Here is a 15,671-nt window from a genome sequence, read left to right on the forward strand (position 1 = left end):
TCCGGCGATAGGCTCCATGTGGGCTCCAGACACTGAGTCTGCCTGATCGATCTCGGATAAGGCACCTTGTTACATTGTCTTCGAACGCACCAAATGACCGGTGGGAGAATATCGGGATGCTGAAGCTGCTGGACCAGACGCGTCCCATGCCCGAAGAGCCACAGGAACGGCCGGCAAAGAAGCTCGACCTCAAAGATATGGTCATGATCCTGCGCCGTCAGTGGCCTGTGATCCTGGCCTGTACGCTCGTCGGCATGTTTCTGGCCGTGGGTTACGTCGCCACGTCTGCGCCGCGCTACACCGCCTCGGTGAAGTTGCTGATCGACACCCGGAAGAACAACGTGATGTCGAAGCAGGAGGTGAACTTCGGTGGCCCGGTCGATGCCGGTGCCGTCGAGAGCCAGGTCGAGATCCTGAAATCCGAGGGGGTGGCGCGGTCCGTGATTCGCGACCAGCAGCTGCTCAAGGACCCGGAGTTCGTCGGCTCGGGCTCGCCGTCCCTGATCGGCTCGCTGCTGTCGCTGTTTTCCTGGGATGACTCGGAGCCGACCGTGCGCTCGCAGGAGGACATCGAGCGGGATGCGATCCAGGCTTTCGTGAAGCGCGTCACCGCGAAGCGCGTCGGCCTGACTTACGTGATCCAGGTCGATGTGCAGACCACGAACCCTGAGAAGTCGGCCCGCCTCGCGAACGCGATCGCGGACGCCTACATGGTCGGCGAGCTGGACGCGAAGTTCCAGGCCACCCGTCGTGCCAGCCGGTGGCTGCAGGAGCGCATCACCGAGCTCAAGGCGCAGGCGACGCAGAGCGATCTCGCCGTGCAGGCGTTCAAATCCGAAAACAACATCGTCGACACGAGCCGCGGCCTGATGAGCGAGCAGTCGCTGGCGGACGTGAACAGCCAGCTCATCCAGGCGCGGGCGGTCACGGCGGAAGCCAAGGCCCGCCTCGATCGCGTCCGCGAGATCAGCAGCGGAAATCTGCCGGATGCGACGGTCGCCGACGCGCTGCGCAACGACGTGATCAACCGGGCGCGCGCGCAGTACCTCGACGCCGCACGCAAGGAGGCGGATTGGTCGGCCAAGTATGGCCCCCAGCACAGCGCTACGGTGAATCTCCGCAACCAGATGGAGGAGCTCAAGCGCTCGATCGTCGACGAGGTCCGGAGAATCGCGCAGACCTATGAGAGCGACTACAATATCGCCCGTGCCCGCGAGGTCTCCCTCGAGACCAGTCTCTCCAAGCTCGTCGACCAGGCCGGCACGAGCAGCCAGGCGCAGGTCAAGCTGCGCGAGCTCGAGAGCTCGTCCCAGACCTACCGAAATCTCTACGACAGCTTCCTGCAGAAGTTCGAGGAGGCGACGCAGCAGCAGACCTTCCCGATCACCGATGCGCGCGTGATCACGCCGGCGACGGAGCCGTCGGGGAAATCCGGTCCGAAGACGATGCTGATCGTTCCGGCGGGCACGATCGCGGGCTTCATGATGGGGGTCGTCGCGGCGATCGGCCTCGAACTCCTGAACAGCTTCTTCCGCACCCCGGCCGAGATCAAGCAGCAGACCGGCCTGGAATGCATCGGCATTCTTCCGTCGGTCCCGGATTCCGGCGCGAGCCTGCCCTCGGCGATCAACGTCACGTCGAAGGTCGCCCTCGGGAAGGGCAGTCGCTTCCGGCACGTCGTCGATACGCCGTTCTCGCGCTATACGGAGGTTCTGCGCAACGTGAAGGTCTCGATCGACATCGCGCGCCTCGGACGCGAGGTGCGGGTCATCGGACTGATCTCGTCCCTGCCGAAGGAGGGCAAGACCACCGTGGCCGCCAATCTGGCGGAACTGGTGGCCCAGACCGGTCACCGGGTCCTGCTGATCGACGGCGATCTGCGCAACCCGACCCTCACCCGCAATCTCACCCCCCATGCCGAGGTCGGCGTCGTCGAGGTTCTCCGCCGCGCGGTAAGCCTCGCGGACGGGGTCTGCCGCGACACCGAGACCGGCCTGGACTTCCTTCCGGCGGTCGTGCCGCAGCGGATTCCCAACACGGCCGAACTCCTCTCGTCGATGGCGATGGCTCAGCTTCTGTCGGATGCGCGCGGGACCTACGAGTACGTCTTCGTCGACTTCGCGCCGATCATGTCGGTGGCGGACGCCAAAGCCGCCGCTCACCTCATCGATGCGTTCGTCTACGTCGTCGAATGGGGCAAGACCTCCCAACACGCCGTCGTCGAGGCGCTCTCGAACGCCGGCGCGATCCACGAGCGGACCCTCGGCGTCGTCCTCAACAATGCCGACATCGCCGCCTTGAAGCGTCTCGAGTTCTACAAGGGACGCTACTACAGCGACTATTATCACGAAGAAGCCGCCTGACCTTCCCCGCACCCGGGCGGCGACGTCGACGTCGCCACCCAGGTGCCTCCGCCCAGCAGAAGGGCCTCGACAGCCCTCAAACCGTGATGGCCAGGGATCCGGCGTGCAGAAATCCGCCGGCCTTCGAGCCAGCATCCGGGGCGAGCGAACCGGACAGGGCAGACGAGCAGCGCTTGTGACCTGAGACCGAGGTTCGGCATCGTCGGCCCCTCCCCGCGAGCCTCGAACGAGATCCGTCCCGGACGACCCGGGGCGATGGCCGTCCGGCTCGACCCCGAGGACGGACTCGGCGGCGGGCAACCCGGCCTGCGCATGCGATAGACACCGCGCAGGGCGTTTCCAGCAGAGCACGCCCTGCCACGCGATTTCCGCACGATCCCGTCGCCTCGGAGCTCTCGAACCGGCGCGGGCACGGAGGCTTATACGGGTGGCGACCGGCAGGCCGATTCACCTCGGGCATGTCCCGACCGGGATTCGCAACCGGCCCCAGCCCCGTGATCCCACCCAAGCTCGTGATCCTGCCAGCGCCCGTCCGCTATCCGTCCGAAGTCGGACAGGTGAAGCCCGATGAAGGAAAGCGCATCGCGCGTCTGCTTGCGGTCGCCGCCGTCCTCTCCTGCGCAGCGGTTGAGGCACGCGGCGCATGCGGTCCTTTCGGGTGAGCGAGGCTGCGCATGCGTGCGGTGCGACCGGCGGGTGCAGGTGCGCTCCCGTCCGAAAGTCCCGCAGCGGAGGATCCGACGGATCGAGACGGCCCCGGCGCCTGGGAGGCGTGTGGACCGTCCCGGCGGGTGAAGGTCATTTTCCTTTCCGATGCGGCAGGCTGAGCTGTTCGACCCAGACATCCTGTCCCCTCGGACGCGGTTGCGGCCGGAGCTTCTGCGGGATCCGGCTGCCGCGGGGCCGGCTCGTGTTCCCGTGGGCCGCGGTCGATCGGGGCAGCCGCGGACCGGCTTTCGACAGGGGAGGCACGGCGGCCGCGGCTGGCTCGAATGTGCCGTCGCCCGCCGGGATCGGGCGCCCGTTCGCATCCGTCCCGCTCTCCAGCGTCACCGGGGGCGGCGTCCGCTGTCCTTCGAAGCGCAGGATGCAATTGCGCAGTTCGGTCGGGTCCTGGATCAACGTGCAATCGTTCACGTTCCCGGCCGTCTGCGCGCGCGCCAGCGCGCCGGAGAGCCCGAGGACGGCCGTCGCAGCCCAGAAGATTCGGAGCATCAGTGTCGTCACGTCAGGTCACAGGTCGATTGCGGCACGGGATCGATTTCCAATCGTGGCTTAACTCACCGGAAAGACAGATGCCCTACTGATCTCAGGATCTTAAGGGCTGCCAGGATTACAGACAATGCGCAGATTTTCTCGTCCAGCCCTTTGGATGACCTGCGCCACGGCGCTCCTCCTCGACGGCATGCTTCCGGCATGGGCGAACGAGATCTGGATCGGCCAGGTTTCGCCCAGCGCGATGCGATCGAACCCGCTGGCTTCGGCGGCCCCGTCCCCTTCGCGGCGTATGGGGCCGGAGTCCCATCTCCTGAACCCGAGCGGCGGGGCTCATGCCCTCGACCTGCAGCAGACCGGCTCGGACAACCGACTCGCGATCCATCGGACCGGGTGGAACCACAGCATCGCCGCAACCCAGAGCGGTGGGAACAACACCATCGAGGCGGTGACGCTGGGGAGCCAGAACGCCCTCGTGCTGCAGCAATCGGGGTCCGATCAGGCGATCGTCGCGATCCAGAGCGGATACGGAAACCGGATGTCGGCAGTGCAGGTCGGCCAGGGCAACGTCCTGCGCGTGGACCAGCGATAGACTCAATACACGGCCGCGACGATGCAGCCGGTGCTGCGCATGCCCTCGCACAGCGCCGCCTCTCCCGAGACCGGGCGGCCGACCCTCCGTCCCGGCCGCGCAGCCGCCTGAGCCGTCTGCGCAGGCCGGGACGCGGCAGGCTTGGCGAAGGCCGAATTCGCAGCCGCGGAGGGCAGGATCGTGAGGGCGAAGGCCCATTCCGGGGAGATGCGGGCGGACGCTCCGGTGAAGGCGGATCTGCGTGCCGCCGGCAGGGAAACCGGCACCAGGATCGCCGAAAGGTTCGCCGGCGCCCATTCCTCGGCCTCCCGGCCGGTGATCGCCCGCACGTAGTTGCGCGTCTCGAGCGGCAGGCCGCCCTGGCCCGACAACCAGGCGCGCACGCGGCCCTCCCCGGCATTGTAGGCCGCGGCCGCAAGCCCTTCGTTGCCGAGGCGCCGGTGCAGCGCGGCCAGGAGTTCGGCGGATTTCGGCAGGGCCTTGGCCGGGTCGAACGGATCGTCCAGGCCCATCATCGCCGCCGTGCCCGGCATGAACTGGGCGATGCCCTGAGCGCCCGCAGAGCTGACGGCGTTGGGGTTGTAGCCGCTCTCCTGCCGGATCAGACGCTTGAAGAAGTCGATCGCGATGCCGTGGCGATGGGCGGCGGCCTCCACCAGCGGCGCGAAGGCGACGGGTCCGGCCGCGCTCGCCTGCAGGAAGCGCGGCGTGGCGGACCCCTGCGGGGTCAGGGTCGAACCCGAGGTCGGCATCAGGAACTGGGAAGCCGTCGTCCCGGAGCCGGCGCGCAACTGGGCCAGGAGTTCGGCCTCGCCGCCGGGTGCTTGCGGCGCGGCGCCGGCCTCGACCGCGACGATGGACAGGAGAGCGACGAGACCGACACCGATCGACCGCATGAGAAACCCTCCCCCGGGGGTGCCGCCGCGTTTCCCGGGCTGGCCCTTGATCTTGTGGATGTTTGCACCGACCGTAAGACGCCGCCGAAGTGACGTTCGTGCCATTCTAGAATGCCGATGATGTTCGATCCGTTATGGGATCAGCGCACGGTCCCGGGCTTCGGTGTCACCTGGCGCACTTCCGTCATCGTCGGTTCGCCGACCTTGAGGCGGCCGGCTGGAGGGGGGACCGCCGCAGCGACGGGGGGAGCCGCGACCATGGCGGGCGCCGGCCTCGCGGCCTCGGGCGGCCGAGCGCCGGACATCGGGGCCGTCGCCACGGCGTTCGGCTTGCCGAGGAGGCCGATCCGGACCTTCACGGCGATCACCTTGCCGGCGGCCGCGTCCCAGCTGCACTCGTAGATGATCCGCGCCCATTCCCTTTGCGGGCTTAGGAAGCGGATGGAATCGCCCCGGTAGCGCACCACGGAGGACGTCGGAACCTCCGGTGGATCGGCTTCCTGGAAGATGCCTCCGTAGGGTCGCGAGATCCAGTCGAAGTCGTTGGGAGCCTGCGCTTCGATCTGAGACGCACAGGGTTGCAGCGCCCGGTCGGCGTTCGAGCGGACACAATCCGCGTTGCAGGCCGCTGCGGGCGCCTGTGCCTGCGCCGTCGTCGCGGAGAGGACCGGGACGGCGAGGATGGCGAGAGCCGTCGTGGCAAGGAACCGGATCATGAGCCGCTCTGACAGGACGATGCGCTATGCGACGTCGACGCTCCGATGGCGGATGCCATCGCGCTGATCCGAACGCCGCCTCGCGCGGAGAATGCGAAAGCTGTGAAACCGCAGGCGAAATGCTCGACGCGGCGACCGACATCCAGGGGAGGCCGGTCGCCGCGTCGCGCAGGGAGCGCTTACTGGCGGACCGTGGCGATGTTGCCGGCGCCCGACTGGCTGAACGTCGTCGTGTTGAACGAACCGTTTTGCGACATCGTCATCACGTTCTGCCCCCCGGGGCCGCCGGACTGCATCTGCATGCCGTTGACGGTGTTGTTGTTGCCGGACTGGACGATCTCTGCGTTGTTGCCGGCGACGCCCGAACCACCCTGCACGAGCTGCACGTAGTTGGTGTTCCCGAACTGGGTGATCAGAGAGATGTCGTTCGTGCCCGATTGGGTGTTGTAGATCGTGTTGGCGTCGCCACCGTACTGGTACAGCCTCGCGTTTCCACCGGTTCCATTCTGAGTGTTGACGATCAGGTTATTGGTGCCACTACCCTGATAAGTGTCGGCGAAAACACCGTTGCCACTCTGCGTATTGTAGATCTGGCTCTGCACACTGCCGGCATCCTGGATGCCGATGAAGGTGTTGATCGAACCGCCCTGCACGTTCTGCACGTAGCCACGCTCGCCACGCTGCACGATGGTCGCGTCGCGACCGTTGCCGCCGCCTGTCGACTGGAGATTGTAGGTTCTGTTCGAGACACCAGTCTGGTCAACGGTGAGGTTTGCCGTGCCGCCGGTCTGATAAGACTCGACCACATGCGAACCGCCGCCGCCCTGGAAGATGCTTGCGTTGGTCAAACCTGTCGTCTGAAGCGCATAGGCCTGGTTGTTGTTCGACTGCTGATTGACGACGATGGACGAGTACTGCGCCGAACCAGTCCCCTGAGTCTGATCGGTCGTCGCCCGGTTCTGATTGCCGACCTGGGTCACCGTCGCGGTCGCGAGCGTCGCCGTCTGGTTCACTCGAGCCTGGTTGTCGTTACCCTGCCCCTGGAACACGTTGGCGGTGCCGCTGTTGTTGCCGCCATCGGCGAAGCCGCCCTGCGTGATCTGGATGAAGCTGTTCGTGGAGCCGTTGCCCTGCGTCGCCGTCGCCGAATTCTTCGCCGCGGTATTGCCGCCGACGCCCTTCTGGTCGACGAAGATCTGCCCGTTCTCGGAGCCGCCGGCCTGGGTGGCGTCGACGGTGTTGCTGGTGCCGTCCTGGTTGACGCGGATGTATCGGGTGCCCGCGGAGCCATCCTGCTGAGAGGTCGTCGTCCGGTTATTCGTTCCACTCTGGGTCAAGTCGACGGTATTGCGATCCCCTGCGAAAGCAGACGTCGTCAGGCCGATTGCAGCAACGCCCATGGAAAGAGCGAGAAGATGCTTATGCATAATGGCTAAACTCCCGTGCGGAGTAGAGGCTTCCGCCTCCTCCCAAGTGTCGATGAGCGGACTTGCGCCGCCGTTTATGTCAAAGGATATACTCGGTTGCCCCGCCGGGCATTCAATCCTTAACGATCTGTTAGCTACACAGTGTCCGACCGATCCACATCATCCAATTGGATGACAATTTAGAATTTGTTTAGGACGATGTCGCGATGGACACGACGATGGCAGATTAGGGTTAATCATCCAAACAGATGATGCGCGTCGATCGACTTAGGCGCTAGTTACTGTGCCTTCAGCAGGCACTCCGACCTGTTCTTTCGATTGGCCTTCCGCCGTCATGCCGTACGTGACATCTCAAGTGATCAGAGCGGCGTCCTCCTTCGAGCACGAGAGCGCCTATCTGATCTGGGTTCACGGTCGTCTGGTCGCGCTCCTCGTCGAGGCGGAGAGCGGGTGGTTCCTGCAGCTCGGGCTCGGACCGTTCGAGGCGGAGGGGCTCATCTTCGCGTCCCTCGGCGACGCGGAGAACTGGGTTCGCAGTTGCATGCCGTCGAGCTGGCTGATCAGCCCATGACATCGTGGAACCCGCACCGGTATCGATGTCGCACTGGAGTGTTGCAGCGCAATATCACGCCGCCGATTCTTTCGATCGAACCTGCGCAATGCGCACTCCGTAATTTCAACCCGGTACGCCGGAGAGATTTCGGACAAAGCTCGGTTGTAAAAATTAATCGAAATTCGCTACAGATGCTGAGCATCTTGAAAGCGTTGCGGAGTCATCGTGAGTTCAGGTCAGCCCTTGCTGCAGTTGCTCGACAGGATGAGCTGCGGCGCTGTGGTCGTCGATTCCGAAGGGGATCCGATGGACCTGAATACGACAGCCGCATACATTCTCGGCCAGCAGGAACTTGGATCGCTGGGCATTCCGTCTCCGGAGGGAAGCCGGCGCGCGCTACGCAGCCTCCTGAAGCAAGCCGGCCAAGCTTTGCAGATCGAGTCCGAGACCTGGGTGACGGTTTCCCGGTCGACCGGCGCTCCCCTGGTGCTGCATACGATCCCGCTGGCGCAAACCGGATCGCCCGGGTCGCGAACGGTCATCATCCTGGTGGATCTGCGGCATTCTCCGCGTCCAACGCTCAACGTCCTTCAGAAGCTGTTCGACCTGACGCCGGCCGAGGCGCGCCTGGCGATCGAGATCGTCAGCGGCCGAACCCTGTCGGAGGCCTCGACCAAGATGGGCCTCAGCAGTGCGACGCTCCGGACCCAGCTTTCGGCCGTGTTCACCAAGACCCAGACCCGCCGACAGGCCGAACTCGTCGCGCTGCTGACCCGGGTCGCGATCTTTCCATGAGGCGGACAGCACGCGCGTCCGTCGGCGCACTCCTCGGCGCCCTCCTTCCCCTCCTCTCGATCGGAGCCCACGGCATGGAACCGGCAGCCGGATCGCCCGCGGAGGGCGCCCTTCGGTGCCGGATCCAGCGGGAGACCTCAGGGCCGCTCACGACGCTGCGCGGCATCGCGCTGGCGCGCCGCGACGTGGTGGGCACCTACACCTTGCTGGTGGTCAAGACCGGTCCCGGCGGCTCGTCCCGCGTGTCGCAGGGCGGGCGGTTCGAGGTCGCGGCCGGTGGCCAGGCCGGGCTCGGAGAAGTCCGCCTCAGCCTGGAGCCCGATGCGGGATTCGAGGCGACCCTGACGCTTGATGTCGACGGCCAGCGGATCGGCTGCGAGGCCAGTTCCGCGACGACGACGCCCCTATGAGGTGCCCCATGACTCTCCCCGTCACGCGCGCCCTGGTGGTCGCTCTGGGGCTCGCCTGCGGCACGCCCCTGGCCGCCCAGCAGAGCGTCTATATCGGCCAGATCGATCCAACGGCCGCGACCTCACCGCGGCGGCCGTCGAACCAGGCCGCGATCGAGTCGGCGCTCGTCAGCGCGGCTCCGGCCACGCTGGGCCTGCCGGCCGCATCGCGGGCCACGGGCGGCCTGTCCGAGACCGTCGCCGCGGCCGGCCGGTCCGGGGCGGCGGGGTCCGCGCAATCCGGGAACATCGCGATCATCGATCAGACCGGCACCGTGAACCGCAGTGCCATCACGCAGACGGGCGTCGGCAACACGGCTCGCGCCAGCGTGTCCGGGACGGGCAACGTGACCTCACAGACCCAGGATGGGGCGCTGAATCAATCGACCCTTGGCCTCCTGGGCGACAGCAACGCCCTCGTGAACAGTCAGGTCGGATACGGAAACGCCTCGAACATCAGCGTCGTCGGCTCGGGTTACACCATCACGAATACGCAGAACGGTTCGAATTTATCCTACGGCCTCTCCATTACGTCATCGAATTCCGGTGATAAAAATATCACTGTGGATCAGAGAAGTATTGGATCAGCACTCGCAACAAATCCGACCGGGTTGCCGCCATCAATGGGTGGGGTAAACTCGGCCCGTTCTTCGCGATGATGTCAGGCCTGCGCAGATAGGCTTATCGCCGCGGATGGTTAAAGGGAGGCGGCGATGCCGGGGCGTGGATTTATCATTTTTACATTCGCGTTGCTGGGGCCGCTGTTCCCGGCCGCGGCGAGCCCGCTCAACTATCAGCCCGTGAACCCCTCCTTCGGTGGCTCGCCGCTGAATGGGAACTGGCTGCAGTCGCAGGCGACGGCACAGAACATCTTCGTTCGCCAGAAGCAGATCGCCGACGCGATGGCCCAGCAGATCGCGCAGCAGCAGCAGCAAACCCGGAACACCCCCTCCACGGCCTCGAACTTCGCTGCGGTCATCAATGCGCGCCTGCTGGCGGCGGTGGCCGACCGCATCACCAATGCGATCTTCGGAGAGAACGCACAGCAGAGCGGGACCTTCGTCGTCCAGGGCACGACGATCCAGTTCCAGCAGCTCGGCCCCAACGTCCAGATCTCCGTGAACGACGGTGCGACCGTCTCCACGGTGACGGTCCCGCTCGGCTTCTGACCTTCCTCGTTCCTCGCGTGAGATCTCGCCCTCGCTCTTCGAGGACCTGCCGGATCCCACGGAACCGCGAACCGCAGCTCCGCCCCGGGGTCCTCAGTGCCCCGGACCGGACGGATCGCTGCCATCAATGCCTCCCGGTGCCCTCGGATGACCCTGTTCCCCAAGCGCTTGCTCGTCGCCTGCCTCGCCTGCCTCGCACTGGCCGGATGCGAGACCGTGTTGGGCCAGCGCGAGCCGCTGGCGGAAGCCCCGGTGATCACGCCCGCCTCTCCCACCGGAATCGGTCTGGAGACCCTGCCGCCTCCGGAGCGGGCGATCGACGTCGCCATCTATGCCTTCCCCGACCTCACCGGACAGAACAAGCCGAGCGACAACTTCGCCGAATACTCGCGCGCCGTGACGCAGGGCGGCTCGGCCTTCGCCGTCGACGCCCTGCGCAGGGCCGGCGGCGGCAAGTGGTTCAACGTGGTGGAGCGCGGCGGCCTGCAGTCGCTGCTGCAGGAGCGCCAGCTCATCCGCGCGACGCGGACGGAGTTCGAGGGCGTGAACGCCAAGCCGCTCCCGCCCCTGCGCTTCGCCGGGCTCCTGGTGGAGGGCGGAATTCTGGCCTACGACGCTAATACGGTGACGGGGGGCCTCGGCGCCCGCTATCTCGGGGTCGGCCTCGATACCAAGTACCGCCGCGACATGGTCACGGTGGCCATGCGTGTGGTCTCGGTCCAGAGCGGGCAGGTGATCCTCAGCGTCACCACCACGAAGACGATCTACTCGGTCCTGGTCTCGGGCAACATCTACAAGTTCGTGGCCCTCGACCGGATCCTCGAAGCCGAAACGGGCTTCTCGCGCAACGAACCGACGCAGCTGGCCGTTCGCGAAGCGATCGAGCTCGCGGTCTACTCCCTCGTCATCGAGGGCGCCGAGCGCAAGCTGTGGAAGTTCAAGAACGGCGGCAGCGCCGCCGCGTTAATCGAGCGGTATCGCGGCGCACCGGTGGTGGGTGCGAAGGCCGAACTGGCCGAGCCGGTGCCGCCGACCCAGTATTCCCGTCTCGAGGCGTCCCCGCCGGCCGCCGCCGCACCCGCGTCTCCGCCCGAGGCGCCGCTCCGCGCCGGCGACACGCCCTCCCGATAGGTCGCCGCGCCATGCCCGCCCCTCTGCCGATCATCCGTATGCTGCGCCTGACCCCTCACGCCTGCCTGGGCCTCGCCCTGGCCGGATGCGTGTCCACCGGCAACCAGCCCCCGCCGGTGGCGATCGTCACCGATCTCGCCGCGGTCACGACCTGCGCCTTCATCGCACCCGTCGGAGCTCCGACCTTCGTTCCAGGCGCTCGCCCGCCTTCGGGCTACGAGGCGTTCCAGGATGCGCTTCGCCGGCGGACGGCCGCGCTCGGGGGCACGCACCTGTACCTCACCAATCCGTCCGCAGGCTGGGGCGGGGCGAGCGCGATCGGAAGCGCTTATCGGTGCAGGCAGGCGTCGTCCGATCCGCGCAGCGAGGCCGCCCGGTGGATCGCCTCCGCCTGAGGCGGAATGCGCAGGGCACCCGGGTGCGGAGTGTCGACGTCGCCGCGCGTCGCGGCCCGATGGCCGGATGCGGCCCCGCTCTCCTGGAAGCCGGCCCGTCCCTGCGCGATGGCGGGCGAAGGACCGTCCGAAGGCGTCCGACACCGGATCGCCGATCTCGGGTAGCACGATCCGGCCCGGCGGCGCCCGGGCCTAGAGCCTGAGGATGAACTCGGGTTCGACGCGTCCGACCACGGCGTGCCACAGACCCAGCAGGTTGCCTCGGAGACGCCCGCGTCGATCGATGTAGGCCTCCGGGCGGACGCTCTTCAGGACGTTGGCCAGGAGGTTCCGGAGGATCAGGCGCAGGCCGTACAGCGCCGGCATGGTCCCTTTCCGGATGAGGTAGAGCGGATTGATGACCTGCGAGTAGCCGAAGCGGAGTCCGCTCACGCGGCCCGACTTATGGCCCAGATGGACACCCGTCAGGGTGTCGATCTGCACGACCTTGCCCTTGCGCCAGAGCTGATGCGTGAAATCGATGTCCTCCTGCCAGCCGTAGAGAACGAGGCGCTCGTCGAAGGCGAGCCCTTTGACGGCCTTCGTACGCACCGACATGTTGCAGCCGTAGGACCCCGTCTGCAGCGTGACCGTCATGGGCATGCCCGCTGGGTCCCGGGCGTTCGCGAGGCGGAGGAGCCCATCGTCGAAGCTGAGGCCCGGTCCGCCGATGCCGTCGTAGAGCACGTGGCCCATGACGGAGACCCAGTCCGGGTTCCCGGCCATCGCGACCAGGAGCGCTTCCAGGTAGGTGTCGGCCGGAATGAAATCGTCGTCGAAGAAAGTCACGACATCGAAGGTGTCCACGACCATCCGCAACGCGCGATTGCGCTGGGCGCACAAGCCCTTCGGTCCGTAGATGAACCGTACCGGGAAGGGATAGGACCGGGTTTCATCGATCCCGTCCGGGTCGACGGCCGACACGACGACCGCATCGGGAAGCCGTCTCTGCCGGGCCAGATGCGCGAGGAGCCGCGAGAGGAGATCGTTTCGACCGAGGGTCGGGATCACGACTGCCAGTTTCATGTCACGCCACCTGAAGCGAAGGGTCTGACGGTCTCAAGTCGTGGCGAGGTTTGCGATCCGGCCGACCCCAGGACTTCCCGCGTCGGCGTCGCTCCCGCCGGAGAGTCCTGCGCGCACAGCCCCCGGAGCGGCGTCCAGCTCTGGCCGCAAGCCTGCGCGGCCCTGCGGCCGCTCGCCCGATCCGCGAATGCGGGGAGACCGCCGGCAGCCGCGGTCACGCCTCGGCCCTTCCGGCGTCCATCTCGGCCATCAGCGACAGATAGGTCTCGGCGACGGCACGCCAGCTAAACCGCTCGACCCTTCGCTGGCCAGCCGCGACGAGACGCGCCCGCAGCTCCGGGTCGGCCGCGAGGCTCAGGATCGCGGCCACCCAGGCGTCGGGCTCTTCCGGGTCCGCGTAGAGGGCGGCACTCGCGCAGATCTCCGGGAGGCAGGGCGACGTCGAAGCGATCACCGGACAGTTCCAGGCCATCGCCTCCACGGCGGGAAGGCCGAAACCTTCGAAGCGGGAGGGCAGGAGGAGACAATGGGCCGTCCGCAGGGTCGCGGCCAGCGCGTCGTCGTCGAGGCGTCCCAGATATCGCAGGTTGGCCGCCTCGCCCATGAGCGGGCGCAACTGGTCCGGGTTGCCCACGACGGCGAGGTCGAAACCGGCGGCATCGAGGGGCGCGGCGATCGACCGGACGAGCTCCGGGTTCTTGTGGGCCTGGGTTCGGCCGATGCACAGGACGTAGGGCCTCGGCGCGGCCTGAACGCCGGCGCGGTCGGGCTGCCAGCGAAGGGCGTGATCGCTGCCGTTGTAGCCGACCGAGATCTTGCCGGGCACGGCGACCCCGTAGGTGGCGAGATGTTGGCGCGAGGCTTCCGACACCGTGACGATGCGAGCGACCCGGCGCCCCAGCAGCGGCAGCATCACGCGATGGATCCACCTGAACAGCCGGCCGTAGCTCTTCGGCGTCAGACGCGTCTGCAGATCGTGGATGCAGACGATCTGGCGCGAGACCGCGAGCGGCGCGAGGTTGCAGAAGCTCAGAAGGCCGTCGCTGACATGACGTGGCAGCTGAAACTGCACCCAGACCTGCGGAAGATGCGGGCGGATGGCTTCCGGAACGACGTGCACCGGGATCGTCTGCAGGCTGAACGATTCGGGCGGTGCGATCGGCGAGACGATCGTGAGGCGCAGCCCCTCCGTGAGCGGATGCCCCTCACTCACCAGGGAATCGAGCGCCCGGACCAGTTCGCGCGCGTAGCGCGCGACCCCCTCCGGATTGAGGGTGAGGAAATCGCCGTTGATGGTCCAGGAGCGGGTGGACGCATGTCCCCGCGGCCGCTGCCTGGACGTGTCGGGGATGGCGGTCGCGTGCGCCGCAGCGGTCCCGCCGGCATACGACCGAAAGGCGGCCCCTTTGACGACGCTGTTGCTCATGGCCTGGCCCGTACTCACGTTGCAACCGGTCGCATGCCCGTCAGCCTCGGCGATCGCGCCCGGCGGACACCGTCCGCCCCGTCGCGCCTCCGCCCGTGCATCCGATACGTGCGGCATCCCCGATGCCACGGGCAGTCACCCAAAGGACGGATCCCCTCCACGCTTTCGCACATCCACCCGACCCTTCGAGGTACGGTGCGGACCGCGATTGCCTCTGACGGCGCCGGCGGGCCGATGCTAGTGCGGAACCGGTGGGGAGGCGGCCGGCATGCGGCAGCGATGGACGATCAACGGCCGCTTCTTGGCGCAGCCCATGACCGGCGTACAGCGTTACGCGCGCCAGATCGTGACCACGCTGGATCGCCTCGTCGGCGAGGGCGGTGAGTTCGCCGATGCCGTGGAACTCGACCTCGCCGTTCCGCGCGGCGCCGGCAGCCTCGATCTGCAGCACATCCCGGTTCGCACCATCGGCCGGCTCACCGGCCATGCGTGGGAGCAGGTCGAGCTCCCGACCTGCGTCCGGGGCGGCCTCCTCAGTCTCGGCAACACGGGGCCGATCGCGATCGCGAACCAGATCGTCTGCATCCACGACCTGAACCCGCGGATCTGCCCCGAAAGCTATTCCCGCTCGTTCCGAGGATTGTACAGGATCATGCAGCCCCTGATCGGGCGGCGTGTCCGCGCGATCACCACGGTGTCGAAGTTCTCCGCCCATCAGATCGCGACCTTCGGAATCGCGCCGGCAGAGCGGATCTCCGTCATCCCCAACGGTCATGAGCACGTCCACGCCTGGCGACCCCGGATGTCGCGGGCGGTCGCGGAGGCTTCGGGGGCGGACACGATCGTGCTCCTCGGCAGCGCGGCCCCCCACAAGAACGTCGGGGCGATCCTGGGGATGGCGGATCGGCTCGTGCGGGACGGCTTCCGGATCGCGGTGGTGGGGCAGAGCAATCCCGGAATTTTCGCGCAGCAGATGCCTCACGTGGCGGGACCGGGCATCGCCTGGCTCGGACGCCTGGAGGACGCGGAACTCGCGGCGCTGCTCCAGCGCTCGCTCTGCCTCGCCTTCCCCTCGCTCACCGAAGGCTTCGGACTTCCACCGCTCGAAGCCATGGCACTCGGCTGCCCGGTGGTCGTCTCGGACCGCGCCAGTCTGCCGGAAATCTGCGGCGATGCCGCGCTCTACGCCGATCCTACGCGCATGCGGCGCTGGCATGCGCAGTTCCGGCTTCTCCGTCGCCATCCGACCTTGCGCACGGCGCTGGTCGACAGAGGCCTGGCTCAGGCCCGGTGTTTCAGCTGGCAGCGATCGGCGGAACTCTATCTGCGCATGCTGGCGCGTCCGAGCGGCGCCCGGGGACCGTCCGTACCGGCGGCTGCCGGGTCGTTCCCGTCCACGCCGGCGGTGCGGTAGGGCAAGCGGCTGCGGCGGACCCGACCTCGGAGCGCGCCGGCATCGCCCTTCATGTCGAGTGGAAC

15 protein-coding genes are annotated in these 15,671 nt (G+C 67.1%); 10 read left to right on the plus strand and 5 right to left on the minus strand.

The window, feature by feature from the left end; all coding sequences use genetic code 11:
- Positions 1–116 precede the first annotated feature (116 nt).
- Together ACLBWX_RS01850 and ACLBWX_RS01855 are read left to right on the plus strand one after the other, a co-directional pair.
- Positions 117–2,363 (plus strand): polysaccharide biosynthesis tyrosine autokinase, encoded by a 2,247-nt coding sequence (locus ACLBWX_RS01850; protein ID WP_447675386.1) that lies wholly within the window; start codon positions 117–119, stop codon positions 2,361–2,363.
- 1,342 nt (positions 2,364–3,705) lie between these two features.
- Positions 3,706–4,170, plus strand: coding sequence for a hypothetical protein (locus tag ACLBWX_RS01855; RefSeq protein ID WP_447675387.1), 465 nt, complete (start codon positions 3,706–3,708; stop codon positions 4,168–4,170).
- Between the two features lie 2 nt (positions 4,171–4,172).
- Here the strand turns inward: ACLBWX_RS01855 and ACLBWX_RS01860 are convergent, their stop codons facing one another.
- From ACLBWX_RS01860 to ACLBWX_RS01870, 3 genes are all read right to left on the minus strand, one after another.
- A complete protein-coding gene (locus ACLBWX_RS01860; protein WP_447675388.1) occupies positions 4,173–5,066 on the minus strand; it encodes a lytic transglycosylase domain-containing protein in 894 nt (297 codons plus the stop codon).
- 140 nt (positions 5,067–5,206) lie between these two features.
- The gene (locus tag ACLBWX_RS01865; RefSeq protein WP_447675389.1) at positions 5,207–5,782 is read right to left on the minus strand and encodes a hypothetical protein; all 576 of its coding nucleotides are present in this window, start codon (positions 5,780–5,782) and stop codon (positions 5,207–5,209) included.
- Positions 5,783–5,961: 179 nt separating this feature from the next.
- Positions 5,962–7,209 carry a hypothetical protein gene (locus ACLBWX_RS01870; RefSeq protein WP_447675390.1) on the minus strand — a complete coding sequence of 416 codons (1,248 nt, stop codon included), beginning with the start codon at positions 7,207–7,209 and terminating at the stop codon, positions 5,962–5,964.
- A gap of 355 nt (positions 7,210–7,564) precedes the next feature.
- Here ACLBWX_RS01870 and ACLBWX_RS01875 point away from each other — a divergent pair, with 355 nt between their 5' ends.
- From ACLBWX_RS01875 to ACLBWX_RS01905, 7 genes are all read left to right on the plus strand, one after another.
- Complete coding sequence (locus ACLBWX_RS01875; RefSeq protein WP_447675391.1) at positions 7,565–7,780, plus strand: hypothetical protein; 216 nt, start codon at positions 7,565–7,567, stop codon at positions 7,778–7,780.
- 225 nt (positions 7,781–8,005) lie between these two features.
- Entirely contained in the window at positions 8,006–8,557 is a 552-nt protein-coding gene (locus tag ACLBWX_RS01880; protein ID WP_447675392.1) for a helix-turn-helix transcriptional regulator, read from the plus strand.
- A gap of 74 nt (positions 8,558–8,631) precedes the next feature.
- Positions 8,632–8,967, plus strand: a complete 336-nt coding sequence (csgH, locus tag ACLBWX_RS01885) for a curli-like amyloid fiber formation chaperone CsgH (protein ID WP_447675393.1) — start codon at positions 8,632–8,634, stop codon at positions 8,965–8,967.
- A gap of 8 nt (positions 8,968–8,975) precedes the next feature.
- Positions 8,976–9,665 carry a hypothetical protein gene (locus ACLBWX_RS01890; protein WP_447675394.1) on the plus strand — a complete coding sequence of 230 codons (690 nt, stop codon included), beginning with the start codon at positions 8,976–8,978 and terminating at the stop codon, positions 9,663–9,665.
- Between the two features lie 54 nt (positions 9,666–9,719).
- On the plus strand, positions 9,720–10,175 hold the full coding sequence (locus ACLBWX_RS01895; RefSeq protein ID WP_447675395.1) for a curli assembly protein CsgF: 456 nt from the start codon (positions 9,720–9,722) through the stop codon (positions 10,173–10,175).
- A gap of 147 nt (positions 10,176–10,322) precedes the next feature.
- Positions 10,323–11,306, plus strand: a complete 984-nt coding sequence (locus tag ACLBWX_RS01900) for a CsgG/HfaB family protein (protein WP_447675396.1) — start codon at positions 10,323–10,325, stop codon at positions 11,304–11,306.
- A gap of 11 nt (positions 11,307–11,317) precedes the next feature.
- Positions 11,318–11,701: a hypothetical protein gene (locus tag ACLBWX_RS01905; RefSeq protein WP_447675397.1), complete on the plus strand. Its 384-nt coding sequence runs from the start codon at positions 11,318–11,320 to the stop codon at positions 11,699–11,701.
- A 192-nt stretch (positions 11,702–11,893) separates the two neighbouring features.
- Here the strand turns inward: ACLBWX_RS01905 and ACLBWX_RS01910 are convergent, their stop codons facing one another.
- Positions 11,894–12,766, minus strand: coding sequence for a glycosyltransferase family 2 protein (locus ACLBWX_RS01910; RefSeq protein WP_447675398.1), 873 nt, complete (start codon positions 12,764–12,766; stop codon positions 11,894–11,896).
- 214 nt (positions 12,767–12,980) lie between these two features.
- On the minus strand, positions 12,981–14,192 hold the full coding sequence (locus ACLBWX_RS01915) for a glycosyltransferase family 4 protein (RefSeq protein ID WP_447675399.1): 1,212 nt from the start codon (positions 14,190–14,192) through the stop codon (positions 12,981–12,983).
- A 268-nt stretch (positions 14,193–14,460) separates the two neighbouring features.
- On the opposite strand from ACLBWX_RS01915, the gene ACLBWX_RS01920 reads away from it, so the two are divergent.
- Complete coding sequence (locus tag ACLBWX_RS01920) at positions 14,461–15,606, plus strand: glycosyltransferase family 4 protein (protein ID WP_447675400.1); 1,146 nt, start codon at positions 14,461–14,463, stop codon at positions 15,604–15,606.
- Positions 15,607–15,671 lie beyond the last annotated feature (65 nt).

The sequence above is a fragment of the Methylobacterium sp. M6A4_1b genome, from assembly GCF_053345175.1.